Raw genomic sequence first — 22,776 nt, forward strand, 5'->3', positions numbered from 1 at the left:
GTGCGGGCCGATCCCCGGCGTCCACAACGCCGAGCTGCCACCGGTGACGCCTGGCCCCCGCGCCGGGCGTCACCCCGAACGGGTGGAGCCGCACCGGGTGGGGCTGGCAGGCTGTACCGGTCGGGGCGCTGCCGGGCGCCCCTCGGCGCGGGGGTTCTGATGGTGGGTGGATCGGCGGCGCGGCGCGTGCCTCCCCTGGATCCGCAGGTGCGGGCCGCGGTGGTGGCCGCTGGTGAGCGGGCGCGGGAGGTGCTCACGCCGCAGTGCCTGACGGCGTGGCAGGAGCGGGACGCCGCCGCCCGGCCCCGTCCGACGCTCGACCGGTTGCGCGACGGCGGCCGGTTCGAGGTGGAGGAGGTGCGCGTGGCGCGGGCCGACGGCGAGGGCGATGTCACGCTCGTCAGCGCGCGGCCCACCGGGGTTCGCGAGGCGTTGCCGTTGCTGTACTACCTGCACGGCGGCGGGATGGTGACGGGCAACGCGTGGTCCGTCCTGCCCCGGCTGCTCCGCGCGTGGGCGCTGCCCCTGAGGTTGGCGGTCGTGTCCGTCGAGTACCGGCTGGCGCCGCGCACCCGCTTCCCCGGGGCCGTCGAGGACTGCCACGCCGGACTCCTCTGGGCGGCCGAGCACGCGGACGCGCTGGGCGTGGACGCGCGGCGCGTGGTCATCGGCGGCAAGAGCGCCGGCGGCGGGCTCGCCGCGGCCCTGGCCCTGCTGGCCCGCGACCGCGGCACCGCGGCGCCGGTCGGCCAGCTGCTGCTGAGCCCGATGCTCGACGACCGCGGCGACACCTTCTCCGGCCACCAGATGGCCGGCCACGACACCTGGGACCGCACCTCCAACGCCACCGCCTGGCAGGCTCTGCTCGGCGACCGGTACGGCGCCGCCGACCTTTCGCCGTACGCCGCCCCGGCCCGCGCCACCGACCTGTCCCGGCTGCCTGCGGCGTACGTCGACGTGGGGTCCGCCGAGACGTTCCGGGACGAGGCCGTCGCCTACGCCAACGCGATCTGGCAGGCGGGTGGCGAGGCCGAACTGCACGTGTGGCCCGGCGCCTGCCACGGTTTCGACACCATCGCCCCGCACGCGGCCCTCACCCACGACGCCCACAACGCCCGCACCCACTGGCTGCGGCGCGTCCTCCAACGGTGAACCCGGCCCGCCCCTTGCGGCCCGCCCCGCGACGGCGACGGCGACGGCGTCAGGCCGGGTCCGCAGGGGTCCGCGCGAGGCGGGACTCGATCTCGTCGAGGATCGGCCGGTAGGCCTCCTCGGCCGCCCGCATCCGGGTCTCGCACTCGGCGAACAGCCGCCGGGAGCGGGCCTTGCGACCGGGCATCAGGCCGTAGCGGCGCAGGCGCACCGTGCGGTGGTCCGCCATGAAGCCGGGCTTGCAGCGCACGCCGTGGGCGTGGCGCACGACGTCCTCGGCATGGCGCAGCAGGTCCTGGCAGGCGTCGTGGGCCACCTTCCAGCGGGCGGCGTCCTGCGGGGAACCGGGCACCTCGACGCCACGCACCACCGGCTGGACGACGTCGTACAGGGTGAACTCGAGCCCCTCGGGCGCCTGCGCCCAGGACATGACGCGCCACGGCCACGCGATCAGGGTGTAGGTGCGTCGCTGTACGCGGATCACGCGGTCCCCCCGGGGTCTGTGGGCGCCCGGGCCGGGTGCCCGGCACCAGCGTAGGGGCGCGTGCCCGGGTGAGGGTGGGGGACGAAGTCCGGCGCGGACTCGATCGACACCCGACCGTTCGTCGGATGAGTCGCTCGGGTGCGGCTTGCGCTCGCCGTGGTGGCCGCGCCGCGGAGTGCGCCGCACGGCTTCACCCAGGGCAGAACGCCGCTCCCTTCCCCCGGCGCCCCGGATCCCTAGGCTGAAGGGGTGAGCACTCATGCGCCGAACGAAGCCCGCGTCATCCCCCTGCGCCCGCACGCCTCGTCGCCCGGTTCCGGTGGGGCGACCCGCGCCCCGCAGCGACCGGCGGGAGCGTCGCCGGCGCCCGCGCCGAGGGAGCCCCTGTGGCGCGACCTCGTCGGCGATGCGCTGCGACGCGAACGGCTCGCCCAGGAGCGCACGTTGAAGGACGTCGCGGAGGCGGCCCGGATCTCGATGCCGTACCTGTCGGAGCTGGAGCGCGGGCTCAAGGAGGCCTCCTCCGAGGTGCTCGCGGCCGCCGCCCGGGCGCTCGGGCTCGGCCTCACCGACCTGCTCTCACTCGCCCAGGACGAGTTGGCCCGGCACGCCCGGAGCCGGGTGGGCGGGAACCGGCCCTCGGCGCGGCACGACGGGCTCTGCCTCGCCGCCTGACCGAGCCGGCGGCCGGTGCGGCGACCGGTGCGGTGGCCGAGCCGGCGGCCGGTGCGGTGGTGCGCACCGCCGCCGGACCGGCCGGGGTCAGGCGAATACGCGCCGTCGGCTCAGCACCTCGTCGGCGAGCCCGTAGGCGACGGCCTCCTCGGCGGTGAGCACCTTGTCCCGGTCCATGTCCGCGCGCAGCGTCGCCACGTCGTGATGCGTGTGCCGGCACAGGACCTCCTCCACCTGCGAGCGGATGCGGACCACCTCCTTGGCCGCGAGGCTGAGGTCGGAGACCGTCCCCTGCCTGCCGCCGCTGGCCGGCTGGCCGAGCAGCACCCGGGCGTGCTGGAGCACGAACCGTCGCCCGGGATCCCCGCCCGCCAGCAGCACCGCCGCCGTCGACGCCGCCTGACCGACGCAGAACGTGGAGATCGGCGCCTGCACGAACGTCATCGTGTCGTAGATCGCCATCAGCGAAGTGAACGATCCACCGGGCGAGTTGAGATAGATCGAGATCTCGCGTTCCGGGTTCTCCGACTCCAGGTGCAGGAGTTGCGCGATGACCACGTTGGCGACCCCGTCGTCGATCTCGGTGCCGAGGAAGACGATCCGCTCGTTCAGCAGCCGGCTGAAGACGTCGTAGGACCGCTCGCCCTGCGCGGTCCGCTCGATGACGTAGGGAACCGTGTACGACCCCATGTCACAACCCCATCCGTCGGCGCGACGCGGCCGGGCGGATGTCGGCGACCGACTCCACCACCCGGTCCACGATCCCGTACTCCCTGGCCTGCTCGGCCGTGAACCAGCGGTCCCGGTCGCCGTCCCGCGCGATCGTCTCCTCGCTCTGCCCGGTGTGCTCGGCGGTGATCCGCTCGATGGCCTTCTTGGTGAACTGGAGGTTCTCCGCCTGGATCTCGATGTCCGCGGCGGTGCCGCCGATGCCCGCCGAGGGCTGGTGCATCATGATCCGCGCGTTCGGCAGCGCGAGCCGCTTGCCGGGCGCCCCCACGGTGAGCAGGAACTGACCCATGCTGGCGGCGAACCCCATCGCCAGCGTCGAGACGTCGTTCGGGATCAGCCGCATGGTGTCGTAGATGGCGAGACCCGCGGTGACCGACCCGCCGGGGCTGTTGACGTACAGGCTGATGTCGGTGCGCGGGTCCTCCGCCGACAGCAGCAGCAGTTGCGCGCACACCCGGTTGGCCGACACGTCGTCGACCTGCGTGCCGAGCAGGACGATCCGCTGGGCGAGCAACTGTGCCGCGAGATGATCGTCGAAGCGGCTGGGCGGTGTGCCGCCCTCCTCCGCGTGGGGCGCGAACGTGGTGAGGGGAGTCATCTGGTCTCCTTGTCGAGGCGGGGATGCCGTCGACACCCACTCTTGGCCCCGGAAGACCCCCGGACGCGTTTTCTCTGCCCACCGCAGATTCGCCACGGGCAGAGCCGACGGCTCGGCCCTTGGGCGGCTGTACCGGGGATCGCCCCGCCGGATCACCACCGCACCCCGGCCCGGGGGTTGTTCCGCCGGGGCGGCTTCGGGCCTGCCGGGGCCCGCGACGAAGTTCTCCGCGACGACGCCTGCTGCCGACGGTCTCACGCGCGGCGGGCTCTGAGAACCGGCCGATCCGTGTCCGTCGGCGTGCCCGGGGCCGGGCCGGTGGGCCGCAACCCGCCGGACCGCCCCGGTACGCGGCGAACGGGCGCCTTCGGAGCGACGGCTGACGGGCGGTCGGGCGGACGGGAGGGGCCTGTGTCGATCATCCGTCGCGGGCGTGGATATCGTGGCCGCCGCCGACGCCGCGCGGCCGACTTCTCGGGCGCGCGGCCTTTCACCATGTCAGGAGAGATCTGGGTGAAGTCCCGTATGACAGCGCTCCGGAGCGCCTCGGCCGTCGCGGCGGCCGTGCTCATGGCGGTGCCCGCCGCCGCCGGCTCCGCCGAAGCAGCGCCCGCCGGCAGTCCGGTCACCAAGGCGGTGACGTACCAGGGCCGCGTCTTCCAGGTGCCCGCGGCCTGGCCGGTGGTGGATCTGGCCGTGGACCCGCAGGCCTGTGTCCGCTTCGACCAGCACGCGGTGTACCTCGGGCACCCGGGCGAACAGCAGGTCTGCCCGCCGCGGTTGATCGGCCGCACGGAGGCGTTGCTGGTCGAGCCCGCCGCGGCGGCCGCACCGGACCGGGAGGGCTCCAACCCCGTCGCGCACACGCTCCGGGCGAACGACGGTGTCGTCGCGGTGACCGGGACGTACGACACGGACCAGCCGCTGGTGCGGCGGATCATCACCGGCGCCGGGCTCACCCCCGCGCCGGCGCACCAACCGACGCCGGCGCCCGCCGAACCCCGGACGGCCCTCGCACCGCGGTCCACCATCGCCGCGGCCCCGCCGTCCGACCCGGCCGTGGCCGCGGCGCCGGCGCTCGTACCCGCGTCGGCGACGAACTACACCGGCAAGGGGTTCGACGCCTGTACGGCGCCCTCCGGCTCCGCGATGAACGCGTGGATGACCTCCTCCCCGTACCGGGCGGTCGGCATCTACATCGGCGGTGCCAAGCGGGCCTGCGCCCAGCCGAACCTGACGGCCTCCTGGGTCCAGCAGCAGCAGGCCGGCGGCTGGGCCTTCATGCCGATGTACGTCGGCGTGCAGGCCTCGAAGATCGTCTCCCCCGCCTCCGAGGGTGCCAACGCCGCCGACGACGCGGTGAGCCAGGCCCAGGCCCTCGGCTTCGGCCCCGGCACGATCCTCTACTACGACATGGAGGACTACGCCCCGCAGTACTCGGGCGCGGTGCTCGGTTTCCTCACCGCCTGGACCAACGAGCTGCACGCCTGGGGCTACAACTCCGGCGTCTACAGCAGTTCCTCGTCCGGTATGAAGGACCTGGCCGCCAACGCCGGCAACAGCGCCTACACCATGCCCGACGCCGTCTTCAGCGCCAACTGGAACGGCCAGGAGGACACCAACGACCCGGCGATACCGGCCGGCTACTGGTCCAACCACCAGCGCGTCCACCAGTACGCCTCGCCGAAGGACCCGGAGACCTGGGGCGGCTTCACGATCGGGATCGACCAGGACTACCTCGACACCCAGCTCACCAGCGCCCCGCCGTCCCAGTCCTCCGGCTTCTTCCTCGGCGTGCGCCAGAGCTCGGGCAACTGGCCCGGCTTCAGCCCGCTGGCGGGCGGGGCGGGCGTGTTCCGCGGCTCGGAGGCCGCGATCACCGGGCTGCCGGGAGGTTCCTCGCAGGAGCTGGGCATCGGCCTGGACGGACAGCTCTACCACGGGGTCCGCGCCGCGAACGGCGGTTGGAGCGGCTTCGCCGCGCTCCCCGGCAACGGCACGCCCACCATGGCGGCCCGCCGGGCCGGCATCGCCGGCCTGCCGGACGGCTCCTCCCAGGTGCTGGCGATCGGCAACGACGGCAACGTCTACCACCAGACCCGCTTCGCCAACGGCAGTTGGAGCGGCTTCGCCGCGCTCCCCGGGATCGGCACCCCGACCATGGCGGCCGGGGACGTCGCCATCGCCGGCCTGCCCGACGGGTCCACCCAGGTCCTGGCAATCGGCAACGACGGCAACGTCTACCACCAGACCCGCTTCGCCAACGGCAGTTGGAGCGGCTTCGCCGCGCTCCCCGGTGTGAACAGCCCGCGGATGGCGGCCGGGCGGGTGGCCATCGCCGGCCTGCCGGACGGCTCCTCGCAGGTGCTGGCGATCGGCGGCGACGGCAACGTCTACCACCAGACCCGCTTCGCCAACGGCAGTTGGAGCGGCTTCGCCGCGCTCCCCGGCAACGGCACGCCCACCATGGCCGCGCGGACGGTCGGCATCGCCGGTCTGCCGGACGGTTCGTCCCAGGTGGCGGTGGTCGGCGGTGACGGCAACGTCTACCACGAGACCCGCTTCGCCAACGGCAACTGGTCCGGCTTCGGCGCCGTCCAGGGCCCGTACGGCTCGAGCACCTTCCCGGCCCAGCGCGCGGCCATCGCCGGCCTGCCGGACGGCTCCAGCCAGCTCGTGGTCACCCGGAGCTGACCCGGGCCCGCCCCACCACCCGGCGCCCCCGCCCCCGGCACTTCTTCGGGAGGCGGGGGCGTCGGCGGTCCGTCGTCAGCTGACGGTGTCCCGGGTGTGGAGGGATGGACACTGCGCGGACCACACCTTGCCGTGGTGGATGCAGACCACACCTTGCCGTGGTGGATGTCGCGGCGCACGACCGTGGTGCCGGGCTCGAACCGGGCGCCCGACCCGGGGGTGGCGGTCACGGCCGGCCCCAGGTCCCGCCCGCGGGCTCGTGCCAGGTCGTCCGCACGACCACCCCGCCCGGGAGATGTGCTCGCCGAACCAGGTCCGGCAGCACCCGCCGCCGCCCGGCCGGGCCGGAGCCGGCCGCGCGGCATGGGCCTGAGCAGCGGGTGCGGGGACGGCGGGCGTGGCCGGTCAGGGCGCTCGCCTCGGCGGGGAGGCCGGCCTTCCAGGTGGGTTCGGTGGGCGTTCGCTCGACGATGCCTCCCGACGCCGGGTGGGGCGGGGCCCCGGCGGGACCGCTCCCGGGACCGCTCCTGCGGGGTGGAGCGGCCCCGGTGGAGCGGCCCCGGTAGGTGTCAGCGGGTGCCGAAGTCCGCGTTCCAGGAGGCCGCGCCCGTGCGGGCCAGACCGACCTCGGTGTAGTTGTCGAGCATGATCCCCAGGTGGAGCGGCGACTTGATCCAGCCGTCGACGGCGGCGTCGATGTCGGTGGGGCCGTAGAAGGCGATCTCGCCGAATCCCCTCCAGGCGTAGCCGAGGCCCCGTGCGATGGTCGCCGAGTCGCAGAAGTGGCCGGAGACGCGGCGCTGGTCCATCTGGTCGGCGTTGCACTTGGCGGCCTGGGCGAGCGTCTGGTTGAGGCGCACCGCCGGCTTGCCGTTCTGGGCGCGCACGGCGTTGAGCCGGTCGAGGAAGCGCTGCTCGACGGAGGTGACCGGGCCCGTGCCGGTGCCCGACCCGACCAGGTCGAACCGCTGGGACATGCTGCCGTCGCAGTTCTCGACGGTGGCCTCCCGGTCGAGGCCGTGGTAGGTCAGGCAACGGTTGTCGAGGGCGTTGTGGAGGTAGGTGCCACCGTCGGCGGCGGGCTCCAGGGTCCACTGCTGGTTGGCGCCCGCCCACCAGTGGGTGAACTGGGTGGACCGGCCGTCCCTGGTGTCCATCTCCAGCACGCGCTCGGTGCCGTTGACGTTGCGGGCGAAGTCCACCCGGCCGCCGGGCTTGTTGGATATCCAGAACGAGGTGGAGGCGTCCTGGTAGCCGCGGGCGACGATCCGGGAACCCTCGCCGTCGGCGCTGGCCAGCGAGTTGTGGTTCTGGTGGTCCTGGATCGTGACCATCTGCTCGACCACGCCCGCGGGCGCGGCGTTCGCCGGCGCCGCGAGCAGCGTGATACTGCCCGCGGACATCGCGGAGACGGCGAGCGCCAGGCCTGCCAGCCGGGTGCGGCGGCGGGTGCCGGTGCTCGGACGGGTGCGGAGGGTCCGGGTGGACGGGTGGGACACGGGGTTCTCCTGCTGTCGGTGGACCGCCTGCGGATGCGAGTGCGGACTGGGGCAGGACACCAGGCCCGTGTTGACGATCGATCAACGGGGTGCCGAGGAGTAAGCCCTGGTCACCCGCCGGGAGTCGTCGCCGGGGACGGCGCGGACGTCGGGTGGCGGCGCGGTGGGCGGGGGTCCGCGGAGGATCGACGGCCGTCAACGCCGTGCGGCCCGGTACCTCGTGGGTGCCGGGCCGTCGGGCGGGGTGTGCCGGTCGGTCCTACTTGGGCATCTCGTTCCAGAGCTGCTGGGCGCTCTTGCCGGTGAGCTGGCCCCAGATCTGGTCGGTGTAGTTCGTGGTGTTCAGCAGGTGCGCCAGGTCGGGCTTGTTGTAGGTCTTCGAGACGTAGTCGATGAACCGGGCGGTGGCCTGGTAGCCGCTGTCGTAGTTGGAGTCCGGGCCGAAGTGCTGGGCGCCGGTGCCCGGCTGGAAGTTGTAGTCGCGCACCCAGTCCGCCAGGCCCTCGCCCATCCACCACGGGCGGGAGGTCGGGTTGTCCCAGACCGCGACGTGCACGGCCTCGTGCACCAGGAAGCCGGTGTCGCCCTTGTTGCCCCGGGTGTAGCCGATGTTGACGTGGACCTCCTTGACGCCGTTGGGGGACACCGTGGTGTACGCGGGATTGGTGGTCAGCGTCGGGTCGAGGATGATCTTGAAGTAGGTGGGGGCGGCGAAGGCCCCCTTGGTGATCAGGTTGGAGATCGTCGGGTAGTAGTCCGCGACGGTCTTCTTCTGCTGCTCCAACCACGGACCGAGGTCCGGGGCCTGCGAGTAGTCGAGGTCGATGGTCGGGCGGCCGGCGGTCGGCGGGGTGGTGGCGCCGTTGCGGTCGAGGTTCCAGGACTGCGCCGGGTCCCCGGCGTTGCAGGCGGCCACCTTGGCGTTCAGGTCCGCGCCGCGGGTGAGGCAGAGGTTGTTGTCCGAGACGCTGTGCAGCAGCCAGGCCCGGCCGTTGCCCGCCGAGGTGTTCTCCAGCCGCCACTTCTGGTTATCCGTGCCGACGTAGTTCCAGGAACCGACGGTGTTCTTGGCCCGGTCGCGGTCGACGGCGTTGTTGGTGCCGGGCACCTTGACCGACCAGGTGCCGTTGCCCTCGTCCCTGACCGTCCAGACCTGCTGGACGGAGGACTCGTTCCAGTCGCGGACCACCACGTTGGAGCCGTGGTTGCGGCTGTCCCACTGGAGGGCGCCGCCCGCGTAGCTGGAGATGCGGTAGTCGGCGCCGCTGGACGGCAGCGGCTCGGCCGCGCTGGCGGTCCCGGCGCCGAAGGCCATCCCGGACACGACGGTCGCGGCGGACAGGACGACGGCGGCGGCCGTACGACGGGTGATCATCTCGGGGCTCTCCTCTCGGGCGGCTCCCCCTGGAACCGGCCTGCGGTCATGCCACCGGGCCGCGGTGTACACGGCGTCGACGGTCCGTCAACGGGTTCGTTGATGGACCGTCGACGGCCACATGTCGGAGCCGGTCGTCCTGGACGAGAACGGCCGGGAGATGACGAGAAGGCGCTGGAACGCCGCCGGCGACCTGGCCTTGGACACCACGACCCGCTGAACGGTGTCCGGAGCGCCGGGTCGGCCGGCCCGCCGACAGGCGCAGCCGGCCCGGGCGTGCCCATGCCCGGGCCTCGGCGGACACCGGCGGGCGGCTCAGCGGACTTCGACCGGTGTGCAGCGTCATGAGGCTGCCCCGCGCCGAGGGCGGCGCGGGGCAGGTCGGTCGGCGCCCCGCCCGGCGGCGCCGCCCTGCACGGTTCCGGGTCAGCTGGGAGAACCGGACCAGATGACGTTCTTGCGCAGCTGCCCGGAGCCGTAGTTGAACTCGACGGAGAACGGGTCGGCCGCGCCGGCCGGCAGGGCGTACGCGGACAGACCGGTGGCCTCCTCGCCCGGAGCCAGCGAGCCGGCGAGGACCTTCAACCGTCCGCTTCCGTCGATCAGCGAGAAGACGAGGTTGCCCTTGGCGTCCTTGACGATGGGCATCCCCGATCCGTAGAGCGAGAGTTCCCCGGATCCGGTGTTGACGACGGTGATCTTCACCTGGATGATCTTGGCGTTCCTGGGGGCCTCGACCACGGTTCCGCGCGGAACGTACGGCTCCGGCCCGGCCATGGTGACCTTCAACCCGTCCCCGTACGTGTAGGACTGGCCGAACGACAGGCGCCGGGCCTTCTCGTCCGCGGCCGCCTTCTCCCGCTCGGCCTCGATCCTCTTCCGCTCGGCCTCGATCCGCTCCTTCTCCTTCGCCGCCCGCTCCTCGGCGGCCTTGATCGCGGCGTCGGCGCGAGCGCGCGCGGCGTCGTCCTGCGCCCGCCGCTCCTCGTTGACCGCCTGCACCCGTGTCACGACGAACACCCCGGCGCCGACCGAGACCAGCAGTCCGGTGACGCCCAGGATCACGCCCGCGAGCGCCATCGCCCGGTTGGTCGCCAGGCCCTTGCGCACGTAACCCAGGCCGACGGCACCGAAGACCACGGCAAGCAGGGCCGGCAGCCAGGACAGCCAGAACAGGATGACGGCCAGGCTGAGGACCGCACCGACGATCCCGAGCACCATGGCCGCGATGCCCAGGCCGTTGCGAGGCTGTGGCGCCGGCATCGGATACGGCGGCCAGTAGAGCGGCACACCCGGGCCCGCACCGGGGGCCACGGCAAGGGCAGGGGGCGCGGCGGGGACCGTGGCCTCGGCCTGAGCCGGGCTCGGCGGTGCCCACGAGTCGGTGTCGGTTGCCCCCTCGGCGGACTGCGGGCTGTCGGGCGGGGCGGGGACGGTCATACGAAATCCTTCAAGCACGTTGAGATGATGAGCGACTGGCTGTTCAGCCTCGACACCGAAGGCTCTCCCGACCCCCCGGCGACAGCGACCCGGTTTCCGCGAAGCGGTCACCCGCCCAGGCCGGACCCGCGCGTCAACACCCTGAGACGGGGCACCGACAGGGTCGGCGAGTGATCAACATACAGGTGCCCGGCAACCACCCCGACGCCTGGGCGGTCCGCCGGAGCAGGCGGTGCGGAAGGCATTCCGATTCGATGTCGCCGGGCCTGCCGCGCCGGGACGGGAGCGGCGGAACGGGTGGCGGCGGGACGGCCGTGGTCAGGGGGCCGCGAACAGCCTGGGGAAGCCCGGGGCCAGCCACGGCCTGCGGCCCCAGGCGAGCACCTTGCCCCGGGCGAGGGCGCCGGTGGCGGTGTAGCGGCCCAGCGCGATGAGGAGGAACGCCACCGGCTCGGTGAGGATCGTGCAGTCCGGGCGGCGCGGCGGCTCCTGGCTCACCACGGCGGCGCCGTCCGTGAAGGTCACCGCGAAGGCGCCCAGGCCGCGGATCCGCAGCCGGTAGCAGGCGTTGTGACCGGCCGCGGCGCGCGCGTCCAGCACCCACGGCATCGCCGTCCGCACGAAGGGCATCGCCAGCTCGACGCGGTGCCGGTCGATCGGATGCGGGCGCCCGAGAGCGAGGGCGATGTCGTAGAGGTGGCCCAGCATGTGGGTCAGCAGGTAGGCGCCGAGGGTGTCCAGGTCCATCGGGCCGAGCGGGGTCAGCACCGGCTCGGTGCCGGCGCGCGCGGCGGCTGCCGTCGTGAACTCCCGTGTCTGCCGGGCGATCTCCTCGGCGAGCACGGCCGGGTCCCGCTCCGGGCGCTCGGCCAGCGAGGCCGCGTTCGCCGCGGCCAGCGAGCCCGGAGTGCCGTCCCCGTACGGCCGTTCCTCTCCGGCGGCCAGTGCCGCCATCAGCTCGTTGGCCATCGCCAAGTGGGCGGCGGCCTCGGCGACCGTCCACTCGGCGCCGGGTATCGGGGTGCCACCGCGGCAGCCGGCGAGCAGGGTGACGGCCTCGTCCCCGACCGCGGTGACCGCCTCGAAGAGCGCGGTGCGCGCGACACCGGGGAACTGCTCGGGGAGCGGGAGGGTCATGGTGGTGAAGACTGGCCGACCCCCGCGCCGCTGTCCAGACCCTTGACTGCTCCCCGGCCGAAGCCGGGGGATTCCGGCTTCTGTTGGGTGGATTTCTGACTCAGGCCGCCTTCCGGGACGGCGTCCCGGTGGGTCTTCTGCCATCAGCGTCAGCCGGATTCAGACCTGCCCGGTTGAGCATCACGTAGGCGGAGTTCTTGTCCCTGGGGGACACGGCTCCGCACGTGGTGCAGGTGTAGGTGCGCATTCCCAGCGGCAGTGCGTGCTTGGTTCTCGCATCGCAGTGCGCGCAGTCCATCGTGGTGTGTGCGGGGTGGACCAGACGAACGTCTCGTCCGTGTTTGCGGCCCATCTCGATCAGGGCCTGTTTGGTCGCTCCGATCGCGGCGTCAGCGGCTTTCCCCGCCATCGGGCTCTTGGCGAGGAACTTCGGCCGGAAGCCTTCCACCGCAAGAGCGTCGTGGTCCCGGACGACGGCTTTGGCCCACTTGCGGGCGGTGTCCTGGCGTTGCCTGGCGAGCAGGCCAGGCCGGCCCCGACTCGGTGCCTCACGGTGAACGCCGCCGGCGCGGCGGCGCCGGCCTGCGGAAATTGATAGCGAAGTCTTGTCATCCGTTTTCGGCCGGTGGTGCGTCCAAGGAGTATGAAGCGCGAACCGATGCGCCCGGGGGGCTGCCGATCCGACCCGTTCGACGAGTTCGTCGCGGCGCGGTACCAGACCCTGCTGCGGGGGGCGTACTTGATCACCGGGAACGTTCACGACGCCCGGGACCTCCTGCACGACGCGTTGGTGCAGGTGTACCCGAAGCGGTCGGTGATCCGGGACGCGGGGGCGACCGAGGGATACGTCCGCATGACGATGGTCCGCACCCACGTCTCGCGGTGGCGCCGGACCAGACGGGAGGAACTCACCTCCGCGCTGCCGGACCGGCCGGTGGTCCAGGAGAGCGGGTGGGACGACCAGTTGGCGGCGGCGCTGGCCGGGCTGCCGCGGCGGCAGCGGGCGGCGGTGGTGCTGCGCTACTACCTGGATCTGCCGGTCGCGCAGGTGGCGGAGGAACTGGGGTGTTCGCTGCCCACGGCGAAGACGCACCTGGCGCGCGGGATCAAGGCGCTTCGGCAGGAAATGGAACTGGTGAGGGAGTTGGTGGGGCCGTGAGCGCTGAGGCCGCATTCGAGGAAGAGCTGGCGGGCCGGCTCGCAGAACGTGCGGCATGGATCGGTGGCAGCGCGCCGCTGGCCGAGCTGCACACGGCCGGGCGGCGGCGGGCGCGGCGGCAGAGGGCCGTGCGGGGCGCGGCGGCGGTGGCGGTGCTGGCCGTCGGGGCGGGGGCGCTGACGCAGCTGGGCGGCGGTTCCGGGGACTCCCGGACGGGCCCGGCCGGTGCGGGCGTGAGTCTGGTGAGCCCGACGCCGGGAGCGACGCGCTCGGTCGCCGTGATCCTGGAGTGCGCGAACGGGCCCACGGGCTGGCGGACGCTGGGCCTGCACCAGCACGGGAAGCAGGTGCTGTCGGACTCCCCGTCACCGGGTGGGCTCACGCCGTCCGGTACCCCGTCGCCGGGTTTCCCCTCGCCGGGCTTCCCCTCGCCGGGCTTCTTCTCGTCGGGGGTGCCGTCCTCCGGTGGCCCGTCGACCAGTGGCCCGTCGACCGATCACCCGCCGTCCGGTGACCCGTCGTCCTGGCCCACGTCCTCGGGCTCGCCGTCGCCACTGTCGTACGCCACGACGGCGCAGTCCGATCTGGAACGGGCGGGTCAGGCCATCGAGTACATGGCGATGGCGAGCTACCGCGACCACTACTTCGGCACCTGCCGCGACACGAGCACGAACACGCTCTACGTGATGCGGGTCCCCGGCAGCGGCCTGGACGCGGCAGCGGCCTCGACGTTGACCGACTGGCCGGCGGTGAAGCTGCAGTTCGCCGTCGCGGCCGGTTCGCGCGACGAGCTGTCGGCGTTCGGCGCCCGGATCCGAGCGGACAGGGAGGACTGGCGGGCCAAGGGCGTGGAGATCGAGGCGGTGACGGTCGCCATCGACGGCGCCGGAGTGGTGGTCGACACGCCGCAGTGGCAGACCGCGGCGGCGCAGATCGAAGCGAAGTACGGCCCCCAGGTGGCCGAGGTCCGCTGAGGCCCGACGCGAAGGGCTGACGCGAGGGGCCGGCGCCACGCCCACCCGTGAGGGGTACGGCGGCCGGCGGCCCCGAGGAACAACGAAAACACGACAGGCGGGCCGTGCGACGGGCACCCCGCCCTGCCTTGCCATGCCCCGCCGCGCCCCGACGCGCGACGGGCGCCCCGCCGCGCCCCGCCATGCCCTGGCGGCACACGGAGCTTCGGCACGAAGAACCACGGCACCCCCGCCCCGCGCCGCCGTGCCTCGCCGCGCCGTGCCCCGCCGCGCGAACCTTTCCGCCCAGCCGAACGGGAGACCGATGTCCGAGACAGCCGCTGAGGGACCACGCCGGAACGAAGGACCGCCTCCGGACCGGGCCGACTCGACGGTCCTGGTCCTGGCCGCAGTGACGGCGGTGGCGTCCGCGCTCCTGGTCCGGTTCCTGCTGCTGGAGTACGAGTCGCCGGACTGGTACCGCTTCCTCGGTCCCTGGTACCGGTACATCACGGAGCAGGGCGGCTTCCCCGCCCTCGGCAACGCCGACTTCTCGGACTACAACGTCCCCTACCTGTACCTCATGGCCGCGCTCACCTACCTGCCGGTGCCGGCGATGGAGGGCGTCAAGTGCCTATCGATCCTCTTCGACCTGGCGCTCGCCCACTACACCTACCGCATCGTCGCGCTGCGGTGGCCGCACCGGCCCCGGCGGGCGCTCGCCGCAGCGGTGGTCGTGCTGTTCCTGCCCACGGTCGTGACCAACAGCGGCTGGTGGGCCCAGTCCGACGCGGTCTTCACCACCTTCCTGGTGGCAGGCGTCTACCATCTCCTGCGCGACCGTCCCTGGTGGACCTGCTCGTTCTTCGGGATCGCCCTGGCCTTCAAACTCCAGGCGGTCTTCCTGTTCCCGCTGCTGCTCGTTGCCGTCCTGGCCCGGCGGATACCGTGGCGGAGCCTGCTGGCCGTCCCGGCCGTGTACCTGGCACTCGACGTCCCCGCAATCCTGCTCGGTTCCGACCCCTGGCAGCTGCTGACGGTGTACGTGCGGCAGACGGGGACCTACCGGGACCTCACGCTCAACGCGCCGACGGTCTACCAGTTCGTCTCGGTGCCGTACGGAGAGGAGGACCCGGTGCGCCGGGCGGGCGTCCTGGTCGCGGGCCTGCTGGTCCTGGCACTGATCTGGCCGGCGGTCCGGGCCGTACGGCGCACGGGCCGGGCCCAACCGGAGGACCGCACCGCGGGCAACGCGTGCACGGGGCTCACCGGAACGAGGATCCTGCTGCTGGCCACCGCCTTCGCGATCACGGTGCCGTTCCTGCTGCCGTCCATGCACGAGCGCTACTTCTACATCGCGGACATCCTCAGTGTGCTCGCCGCCTTCCAACTGCCGCGGCAGCTCTGGTACCTGCCGGTCCTGGTCCAGCTCTCGTCCTTCGGCAGCTACCTCAAGTTCATCGCGCCCGGCGTGGCGCCGTACCTGTCGATGCCGGCCCACGGCGTGCTGATGCTGCTGGCGCTGATCGCCGTACTCCGGGCCACCGCCCGCGAGTTCCGGGATACCGCCCCTGCACCGTCCGGATCCGCCGGGCGCACCACGAGGCCGCCGCTCCCGCTGCCGACCCCGTCGGCCCGCTGTGCCCCCGACGCCACCTGAGCGCCGGCCCGCCAACCCTCGCCCGGCACGCCCTCGTCCCGTCGCGGACGTGCCGGGCGAGCCCGCCGACCGCCCGACGCCCCGCGCGCGGCCGTCCGGTGGATCGGACGGTGGTCTCCCGGTCCGCCGGAAACGGGGGTGACCGCGGCGGCCCTCACCGGCACGGTGAACCCGCGGTGCCGGCAGGGCGCAGCGGGGTTGGAGACGTCGGGGGTACGGGCGGTCAGCGCCTTTGCCACCACCGCCGCCGCGGTGCCTCCGCCAGGGCGCCGCCGTCGGCTGCCGGTCCGGTGAACGGCGGCAGTGCCCGGAACCGTTCGTCCAGCACCGCGCTCGCGCCCACCCGGGCCAGTGTCTCCCGCACCAGCGTCAGCGGATGCGACGGGAAGTGGGCGTCCCACTCCGGGAGGTCGCCCACGTGGTACGGCAGCGGTGCGCGCAGCTCCGGGTCGTAGGGGTGGGGACGGACGTAGGCGTCGAACCCGACCCGGTCGGCCACCACCGCCTCCCGCATGCCGCTGACCGGCCCCTCGGCGGCCTGCGCCTTCAGCACCACGCTGTACCGGTCCCGCGGCACGGTCCATGACCCGATGAACACCTGCCCGCTGCCAGTCGCCTTGGGGACCTTGGCGAGCTGCCACAACCCCGGCACGCCGCCCAGCTCGCGCACCTCCGCCTCGATCAGCGCGGCCCCGTGCTGCGCGGTGTACCGGGCCAGTTCACGCAGCAGCTGCTCGCCCGCGTCGAGCGGGGCGACCAGATCCGGTACGAGCGCGAAGTCGTGGACGGACAGGACCACCCCTCGTTCGTCGTCCCACACCTGGTCCCCGCCCCCGGTGTCCTCCTCGTCCTCACGCGGGACGAAACCGGCCAGGTCCAAGCTGATGATCGCACTCATGCCGGCCATCCTTTCGTTCCGGCCGGCCCGGGGCACCCCCTTTACCCCGTCAGCCCCCTGACCCGCCGCGCCCCGGGCCGGGGCGCGGCAGCACGGCGAGTACGACGTCGGACGGCCTTTACCGGCAGCGGCCCACTGCACATGCGCTGCGGCACCTGTGCAGGGTCTCGCGGTTCGTGTCCTGGAGCACGGCCCTGACCAGCGGGTTTCCGGGCTTCCTCGGCCCACGTCCGTGTGCCGGCGTCTCCGGTCGGCGCGGGCGGGCGGTCAGGCTGTCAGCTCCGCGAGCTCCGCGTTGGCGCGCTCGGTGACCAGGGCGAGGACGCGGCCGGCGGCGGCCAGGTCCTCGGCGGGTATCCCGCCCCAGATGCGGGCGCTGATGGGGCCGGTCTCCGTGCCGACGGCGGCGATCAGCGCGCGCCCTGCGTCCGTGGGGCGAAGGTGCGCGCCGTCTGCGACGAGCAGCTGCTTGGCCAGCAGCTCGTCGAACGTGGCGCGGATGTCGTCCGGACCGGTCTTGAGGGAGCCCCGGACCTGGGTGACGAGATCGTCAGACGTCTGCGGGGCGTCGGCGGTGACGGCGGCGCGCAGGACGACCTGCTGCTGGAACGTGACGGCGTGCCGGGCCAGGACGTGCTCCAGGACGCCGCGGGCGGCGTAGTGGGCCAGGCCGAGGGCGCGGGCGTCGGCGACGGGTGCGGTGGTGGCAGGTGCGGTGGTGGTGGCAGATGCGGTGGTGGTCATGGTGTTGTCCCCCGGGTGCTCTCGTCGTTCGGTACGGATGGAATGAGAGGCGCGTCGAGCAGAGTCGTCAACTCGTCGGTGAAGGCGCGCGTGCGCGGGGCGTCGAGGCCGCCGAGTGGCTCCAGCAATTGCTGGAGCAGTTCCTGGACCACCACGACGGCCTGCCGCGTGACGGCCTGGCCCTGCTCGGTGAGGCCGAGCTGTACGGCGCGAGGGTCGCGGGGATCTCGGGTGCGCTCGATCAGGCCGGCCGACTCCAGGGCGCGCGCCAGCTTCGAGACGTACAGCGCCTCCATACCGGTGTGGTCGGCGAGTCGGCGCTGACTGGGCCGCTCGCCGGCGCGCTGCATGCCGTGCAGCGACGCGACCAGTGAGTACTGCGCGTGGGTGAGGCCCAGCGGGGCCACTGCCCGATCGACCGCGACGCGCCACTTGTTGGCGAGCCGCCAGACCAGGAAACCGGGCGTGGGGCCCGGCGAACCGTTGCTCATGCCGAATAGATTACATAGCTACTATGTCCATGGCTACTATTTTCCGGAGGATGCGGCGGCGCACGCCGTGATGATGCCGACAAGACCGCAGCTCCCGGCTACAGGAGGACGAGCAGCTTGGTGCCCGGCACCAACTTCCGGTTGACGGAGGTCGATTGGACGAACACGGTGTACGACGGGTTGTCGCCCGGCTTCACCGTGGCCTCCGACTTCGGCAGGCCGAGGAGCTGGCGGGCCGCCGGGCCCGAGAACACCCTGCCCGTCATCCGGCCGGTGGCCGGGTCCTTCTCGGCCACGGCGAGCTGCTTGTTGCCCTGGATCTTCTCGCGCTTGGACAGCTCGTAGAAGGCGCAGCCGGTCTTGTAGGGGTGCCCGGCGCTGGTGACGAAGTCGCGGATCGGCATCTGCTGGTCGACCGGGACCAGGATGTACTTGCCGGTGTCCAGGGCGTCGAGGTTGGCCTTCACCTCGGCGGTGCTCAGGTCCTGGCCCATGGCGAACAGGTTCCTGGTGCCGCGCACGCCCTGTTCGCGGCCCCGCAGGAAGCTGGTGGCGGCCGTCTTGACGGTGCCGATGGCCTCCTCGACGCCCTTGCTGGAGTCCGCGTCCCAGATCGCGATGTTGCCCGCGGGGAAGCCGTACTCCTGGGCGGTGCGCTTGGCCAGGGAGTTCGGGACCAGGATCGCCGAGGTCCAGTGGTCGGGGAGGTCGTCCATGGCGCTCTGGATGCGGTCCATCCACGTGCGCAGGACGGCGGCGCCCCGGCCGCCCATGCGGATGTGCATCTGGCCGGTCTGTGAGCAGCCGGAGGCGTTCTCCTCGCCGTCGGTGACGACGACCTGGAGGAAGGAGTGCTCCCCGTACCCTTCCCAGATGTTCTTCAGGTCGTCGACGGACTTCACGGCCGCCTCGATCAGCGCCGTCGCACCGTTGTCGACCCGGTAAAGGCCCTTCAGGGACGGCAGGTGCTTGACGTCCATGTCCCAGACGAGGTTCTGCACCTCGTGATCGAAAGCGTAGAGGCTGATGCGGGTCTCGTGACCGAGCCGGTCGGACTCCTCCTGCAGGCCCTTCACGAACTCGTCCACCACGCGGACAAGTTGCGCCTCGTGCTGGCGCATCGAGCCGGACTTGTCGACCACGAGCGAAACGTGGTTGACCTTGTGGTTGATCCTGTTCGCAGACATACTTCCAACCCTTTTCCAACGCTCTTTCGACGCCTTTCCGGCGCCCCCTCCAACGTTGTTCACACACTACGAGGAGGCACTGACAGTGCCTTCTGACCTGTCGAAGGCGCAGGCGGCCGGGGCGGCAGCCCGCCGATCCGGGGGTGGTGGTCCCGCGGTGAGGTGTTGCTCAGGCCGACCGGGACCAGTGGTGCCTCCCGGGGAGAGGTCCCATCTGTCCGAATCCGGCAGGACCGCACGTCGGCGGTGGCGAGTTCTTGTCAACTCCCTTCGTCGATGGGAGCATTCGGCTCCCGGTACGAGAAGCAGGAGATATGTGGTGGCGGCCGACGGCAGCAATATGACGCACGCGGTGATCGAGACGGCGGTCAAGGAGCGCAATCGGCTGCACACCGGCCGGAGCCGGATCACCGCGCTGGTCGTGTTGGGGTTCCTGGGCGCCATCGGCCTGTTCCTGGCGCTGGTGGTCGGCAAGGCGGACGCGAACACCGCGCCGACCTGTGACGGCCGGACCATGACGCGGCACAGCGAGTGCCGGATCTGGTCCAACCACGGCGGCGGAGGCACCTACTCGTACGACGAGATGATCGACCGTCGGGAGTCGTCGCACCAGGTGTGGCGGGTGGTCGGGTTCGGCGGCGCCGCGCTCGCCGTGGTCCTGATGGCGGTGTCGGCCACCAAGCTGGATCCGAAGCGGCCCTGGGGCAAGCCGGTCGACGCCTCCTGCCCGCGGTGTCACCAGCCGACCCTGCGGGAGAAACTGACCGTGCACAGCATCTCCAAGGGGCGGACCACCTACCGGTACAGCGGCATCGTCACCCTGTGCACCCCCGTCTGCGGCTTCACCTCCGTGCGCCAGCGCCAGCGCTGACGCCGACCCTCCGCCGTCGTCGATCGTGTGACGGGCCGGCTGCTCGGGACGGCCGTTTTTCACTGACCTCCCATTCCCGGATACCGGTTTTTCCCGGGCTGGCCCCGGATTTCCCTGACGTGCATCCGCTCGTACCCGGCCCGCGCTGATGCCGGCCACGCCCGGAAAGGCGTGGCCGGCATCAGCCGGTGCATGAGCGAAGCACGACTTCTGCAGCAAGCCTCAGGAGGCAGGCCAGGCGTCGGTGAAGTAGCCGAAGAGGTCGGCGATGATGTCGGTGCTGCCGACGTGGTTGTAGATGCCGACCTTGCCGTCGGCGCTGACCGGCGTGGTGACGTGGTTGGGGACGGTGGCGCCGCGCAGCAGGTTCAGGTTGCTGGTGATCGGACGCGGGCTGCCGTCGGCGTGGACGGTGAGGTAGCTGTCGGCGGTGGTGTTGGTGGCCGTGACGTTGAGGACGGCCGCGGTGGATCCGGCGGGGATGCCGGAGACGACGGTGGTGCTGTCCGGGCCGGGCTTCGCGAACGGGTTGGACCGGGTGTCCGTCAACCGGACCGGGACGGTCGGGGTGAACTTGCCCTTGCCGTCGTTGGCGTAGTAGCCGAAGACGTCCAGGATGACGTCGGTGGACCCGACGTGGTTGTAGACGTTCACGCTGCCGTCGGCGCCGACCGGGACGATGAGCTGGTTGGACTTGTCCTTCCCGGGCTCGGGGTTGAGGTTCGAGCTGATCGGGCGGGGGCGGTCGCCGGCGTAGACCGAGAGGTGGGTGTCGGCGCTGGTCCCGGTGCTGGTCAGGTTGAGCACGACGGAGGCCACGTCGGCGGGGACTGCGCCGACGCCGGCGATCTTCACCGTGCGGACCTCCCCGGCGCCGAGCTTGCGGCTGTCACGGGTGTCGACCAGCCGCGAGGGCTCGAGCGGGGTGAACAGGTAGCCACCGTTGGGCCGGTAGAAGCCGACCACGTCGACGATCACCTCGGCCTGGCCGGCACTGAGGTAGGTGCTGATCCGGTGAGCCTGGCCGACCGGCACGGTCACCAGATTGGTGGAGGTCCGGCCGGCCGCCACGTTCACGTTCGACGTCTGCGGGCGCTCCTGCCCGGCGGGCCAGACGATCAGATGGCTGTCCTGGGTGGCCTCGGTGACCGTGACGTTGAGGACGACCGAGGAGATGCTGCCGGGCGTACCGTTCGAGCCGGGCGCGTCGCCGGTCGGGATCGTGAAGCCGCCCTCCTGTCCGCCCCGCAGGATCACGGCCGGGTCGTCGCGGGTGTCCAGCAGCCGGTACGGGTCGATGCGCAGGAAGCGCGACGGGGCGTACGCGGCGCGGAAGGGGTACGCGGCGGTGTCGGTGCGACCGGTGCTGTCGGTGACCGTCACCTTGACCGTGTAGTCACCGGGCGAGGCGTAGCCGTGCAGGAAGACGTCCAGGCCGTTCTTGGACTCGACGGTGCCGTCGCCGTAGTCCACCACGACCTTGCCGACGGCCCAGGGGGAGGATGTCCCGGACGGGTCGACCCGCACACCCAGCGGCGGGGTGTCGGAGGTGTCCCACTGGTCCGGGATGTTCGCCCCGACGGTCGCCGACGCCTTGAGCGGGCCGGGGGTGGTGACCTTGAGGGGCGTTCCCCAGCTGTTGACCACGTTGCCGTCGCCGGTCTCCACGCCCACCGTCGCCGTGCAGTCGCAGGCGCAGGTGTAGGCGTGGCGCACGCTCGGGGTGGCGGAGGTGACCGTCGGGCTGCCGTCGCCGAAGTCGAAGCGGTACCTCATGACCGAGGTCGGCCAGTGGACCGTGCGCTCGGTGGTCGCCGTCAGAGTGACCTCGGCGCCGTAGGGCGCGCGCGCCGGATCGGTCTGCAGCCACACCCGGCCGACGTTCTCCTGACGCTCGTCCTTGCCCCGGTCGTAGTACCCGAGGCCGGTACCGGTGTTCTCGACGTCGGGGTCGTCGGCCGGGAACGCGGGCGGGACGAAGCCCGGCGCGGTGGCGTCGGCGGAATCGGTCACCGCGGAGTTGTGGGCGCTGCCGTCCGCCCAGTTCTGGACCACGATGTCGTGGCCGCCGGCCTGGTCGCCGGTGGCGGCGGCCAGTGCCTGCGGGGTCTGGTGCACGGTGCCGGCCCAGGAGTACGCGTTGCCGTTGCTGGAGTTGCCCCAGTACGGGGCGACGGTGTTGTAGCCGGCCCGGGTGCCCGTGGCGGAGGCGGCCGAGACCACGATCTCGGCGCCCTGGCCGCCGGTGTTCCCGCACTGGTACGGGGCGGCGGGGCTGAAGTGGTTCCGCACCAGGTTGTTGAAGAGGTTCGCCTGCGGGGAGTTGCCGGCGAGCTCGATACCGGCGGTGCAGCCATCCGTGACCGTGTTGTTGGTGACGGTCGTCCGGGGCGCGTCGGTGACCCGGATCGCGTTCGCGCCGTTGCGCACGAGCGTGGTGCCGGCGGCACCGGCCTCCACCGAGATCGTCCGGGCGTTGTTGCCGGACAGGGTCACGTCGCTGCTGCCGGCCCCGGTGACCCGCAGGTCGCCGTCCCGCAGGTTCTTGACCGTGACCCGGCTGGAGTCGGCGACCTCGGTCCGGAAGGTGGAGAACGACTCGACCACCACGTCGTGCACCGCGAGGAGCTTGAGGCCTCCGCCGATCCAGGCGCCGACGCCCCCGTTGACGCCGCGGAAGGTGATGGGGCGCCCCGGTTCCCCGGAGCGGGTGAGCACCACCTCTCCCCGGTACTCCTGCCGGCCCGCCACCTCGACGGTCTGGCCCGGTCCGGCGACCGCGGCCGCGGCGCCGATGGTGCAGAACGGCAGGGCCTGGGTGCCCTGGCCGCCGGAGTCCGAGCACTTGGCCGGGTCGGTGTTGTCGACCCGGAGCGTACCGGGCGTACCGGCGGCCGCGACTGCGGGCAGGCCGAGAACGGTGACGAGGCCTGCGGTCAGCAGCCTCATGGTGCGGCGTGGGCGCACTGGGCGGTCCCCCTGGAGTAGCGAGTTTCGAGGCCCACACCGAAGGCATCCGGCGACCGT

At 72.4% G+C, this 22,776-nt stretch carries 19 protein-coding genes and 1 pseudogene; 7 read left to right on the forward strand and 13 right to left on the reverse strand.

From position 1 onward, the window contains the following. The first annotated feature begins 186 nt into the window (after window positions 1-186). The gene (locus P3T27_RS11880; RefSeq protein ID WP_280677304.1) at window positions 187-1,152 is read left to right on the forward strand and encodes an alpha/beta hydrolase; all 966 of its coding nucleotides are present in this window, start codon (window positions 187-189) and stop codon (window positions 1,150-1,152) included. A gap of 49 nt (window positions 1,153-1,201) precedes the next feature. On the opposite strand, the gene P3T27_RS11885 is transcribed toward P3T27_RS11880, so the two are convergent. Continuing rightward, the gene (locus P3T27_RS11885) at window positions 1,202-1,636 is read right to left on the reverse strand and encodes a hypothetical protein (RefSeq protein ID WP_280677306.1); all 435 of its coding nucleotides are present in this window, start codon (window positions 1,634-1,636) and stop codon (window positions 1,202-1,204) included. Window positions 1,637-1,885: 249 nt separating this feature from the next. Between P3T27_RS11885 and P3T27_RS11890 the strand changes: the two genes are divergently transcribed. Further along, window positions 1,886-2,311: a helix-turn-helix transcriptional regulator gene (locus tag P3T27_RS11890; RefSeq protein ID WP_280677308.1), complete on the forward strand. Its 426-nt coding sequence runs from the start codon at window positions 1,886-1,888 to the stop codon at window positions 2,309-2,311. 87 nt (window positions 2,312-2,398) lie between these two features. Here P3T27_RS11890 and P3T27_RS11895 read toward each other — a convergent pair whose 3' ends face one another. Further along, a complete protein-coding gene (locus tag P3T27_RS11895) occupies window positions 2,399-3,001 on the reverse strand; it encodes an ATP-dependent Clp protease proteolytic subunit (RefSeq protein ID WP_280677310.1) in 603 nt (200 codons plus the stop codon). Between the two features lies 1 nt (window position 3,002). Next, window positions 3,003-3,641 (reverse strand): ATP-dependent Clp protease proteolytic subunit, encoded by a 639-nt coding sequence (locus tag P3T27_RS11900; RefSeq protein WP_280677312.1) that lies wholly within the window; start codon window positions 3,639-3,641, stop codon window positions 3,003-3,005. A 525-nt stretch (window positions 3,642-4,166) separates the two neighbouring features. On the opposite strand from P3T27_RS11900, the gene P3T27_RS11905 reads away from it, so the two are divergent. Beyond that, window positions 4,167-6,335 carry a glycoside hydrolase domain-containing protein gene (locus P3T27_RS11905; protein WP_280677313.1) on the forward strand — a complete coding sequence of 723 codons (2,169 nt, stop codon included), beginning with the start codon at window positions 4,167-4,169 and terminating at the stop codon, window positions 6,333-6,335. A gap of 569 nt (window positions 6,336-6,904) precedes the next feature. Here the strand turns inward: P3T27_RS11905 and P3T27_RS11910 are convergent. The 5 genes and pseudogenes from P3T27_RS11910 to P3T27_RS11930 all read right to left on the reverse strand — a co-directional run. After that, on the reverse strand, window positions 6,905-7,834 hold the full coding sequence (locus P3T27_RS11910; protein WP_280677315.1) for a CAP domain-containing protein: 930 nt from the start codon (window positions 7,832-7,834) through the stop codon (window positions 6,905-6,907). A 259-nt stretch (window positions 7,835-8,093) separates the two neighbouring features. After that, window positions 8,094-9,209: a basic secretory protein-like protein gene (locus tag P3T27_RS11915; protein WP_280677317.1), complete on the reverse strand. Its 1,116-nt coding sequence runs from the start codon at window positions 9,207-9,209 to the stop codon at window positions 8,094-8,096. Between the two features lie 426 nt (window positions 9,210-9,635). Continuing rightward, a complete protein-coding gene (locus P3T27_RS11920; RefSeq protein ID WP_280677319.1) occupies window positions 9,636-10,649 on the reverse strand; it encodes a hypothetical protein in 1,014 nt (337 codons plus the stop codon). Window positions 10,650-10,967: 318 nt separating this feature from the next. Continuing rightward, window positions 10,968-11,786: a maleylpyruvate isomerase family mycothiol-dependent enzyme gene (locus P3T27_RS11925; RefSeq protein ID WP_280677321.1), complete on the reverse strand. Its 819-nt coding sequence runs from the start codon at window positions 11,784-11,786 to the stop codon at window positions 10,968-10,970. A 100-nt stretch (window positions 11,787-11,886) separates the two neighbouring features. Beyond that, a pseudogene (locus P3T27_RS11930) lies at window positions 11,887-12,306 on the reverse strand (transposase); the annotation flags it as partial. Between the two features lie 123 nt (window positions 12,307-12,429). Here P3T27_RS11930 and P3T27_RS11935 point away from each other — a divergent pair. The 3 genes from P3T27_RS11935 to P3T27_RS11945 all read left to right on the forward strand — a co-directional run bounded on the left by P3T27_RS11935 (window position 12,430) and on the right by P3T27_RS11945 (window position 15,558). Continuing rightward, a complete protein-coding gene (locus P3T27_RS11935; RefSeq protein ID WP_280677323.1) occupies window positions 12,430-12,945 on the forward strand; it encodes a SigE family RNA polymerase sigma factor in 516 nt (171 codons plus the stop codon). After that, a complete protein-coding gene (locus P3T27_RS11940) occupies window positions 12,942-13,919 on the forward strand; it encodes a hypothetical protein (protein WP_280677325.1) in 978 nt (325 codons plus the stop codon). Before P3T27_RS11935 ends, P3T27_RS11940 begins: the two co-directional genes overlap by 4 nt. Before the next feature lie 304 nt (window positions 13,920-14,223). Then, complete coding sequence (locus P3T27_RS11945) at window positions 14,224-15,558, forward strand: glycosyltransferase 87 family protein (RefSeq protein WP_280677327.1); 1,335 nt, start codon at window positions 14,224-14,226, stop codon at window positions 15,556-15,558. A 223-nt stretch (window positions 15,559-15,781) separates the two neighbouring features. Here the strand turns inward: P3T27_RS11945 and P3T27_RS11950 are convergent, their stop codons facing one another. The 4 genes from P3T27_RS11950 to P3T27_RS11965 all read right to left on the reverse strand — a co-directional run bounded on the left by P3T27_RS11950 (window position 15,782) and on the right by P3T27_RS11965 (window position 18,878). Further along, entirely contained in the window at window positions 15,782-16,456 is a 675-nt protein-coding gene (locus tag P3T27_RS11950; RefSeq protein ID WP_280677329.1) for a hypothetical protein, read from the reverse strand. Between the two features lie 267 nt (window positions 16,457-16,723). Then, window positions 16,724-17,200 carry a MarR family transcriptional regulator gene (locus P3T27_RS11955; protein ID WP_280677331.1) on the reverse strand — a complete coding sequence of 159 codons (477 nt, stop codon included), beginning with the start codon at window positions 17,198-17,200 and terminating at the stop codon, window positions 16,724-16,726. Continuing rightward, complete coding sequence (locus P3T27_RS11960; RefSeq protein WP_280677333.1) at window positions 17,197-17,691, reverse strand: MarR family transcriptional regulator; 495 nt, start codon at window positions 17,689-17,691, stop codon at window positions 17,197-17,199. Before P3T27_RS11960 ends, P3T27_RS11955 begins: the two co-directional genes overlap by 4 nt. 98 nt (window positions 17,692-17,789) lie before the next feature. Continuing rightward, the gene (locus tag P3T27_RS11965; protein ID WP_280677335.1) at window positions 17,790-18,878 is read right to left on the reverse strand and encodes a VWA domain-containing protein; all 1,089 of its coding nucleotides are present in this window, start codon (window positions 18,876-18,878) and stop codon (window positions 17,790-17,792) included. Window positions 18,879-19,197: 319 nt separating this feature from the next. On the opposite strand from P3T27_RS11965, the gene P3T27_RS11970 reads away from it, so the two are divergent. Next, on the forward strand, window positions 19,198-19,749 hold the full coding sequence (locus P3T27_RS11970; protein WP_280677337.1) for a hypothetical protein: 552 nt from the start codon (window positions 19,198-19,200) through the stop codon (window positions 19,747-19,749). A 222-nt stretch (window positions 19,750-19,971) separates the two neighbouring features. Here the strand turns inward: P3T27_RS11970 and P3T27_RS11975 are convergent, their stop codons facing one another. Further along, the gene (locus tag P3T27_RS11975) at window positions 19,972-22,698 is read right to left on the reverse strand and encodes a PKD domain-containing protein (RefSeq protein ID WP_280677339.1); all 2,727 of its coding nucleotides are present in this window, start codon (window positions 22,696-22,698) and stop codon (window positions 19,972-19,974) included. Window positions 22,699-22,776 lie beyond the last annotated feature (78 nt).

It is taken from the genome of Kitasatospora sp. MAA19, from assembly GCF_029894125.1.
In the GTDB taxonomy this organism is placed as follows: Bacteria; Actinomycetota; Actinomycetes; order Streptomycetales; family Streptomycetaceae; genus Kitasatospora.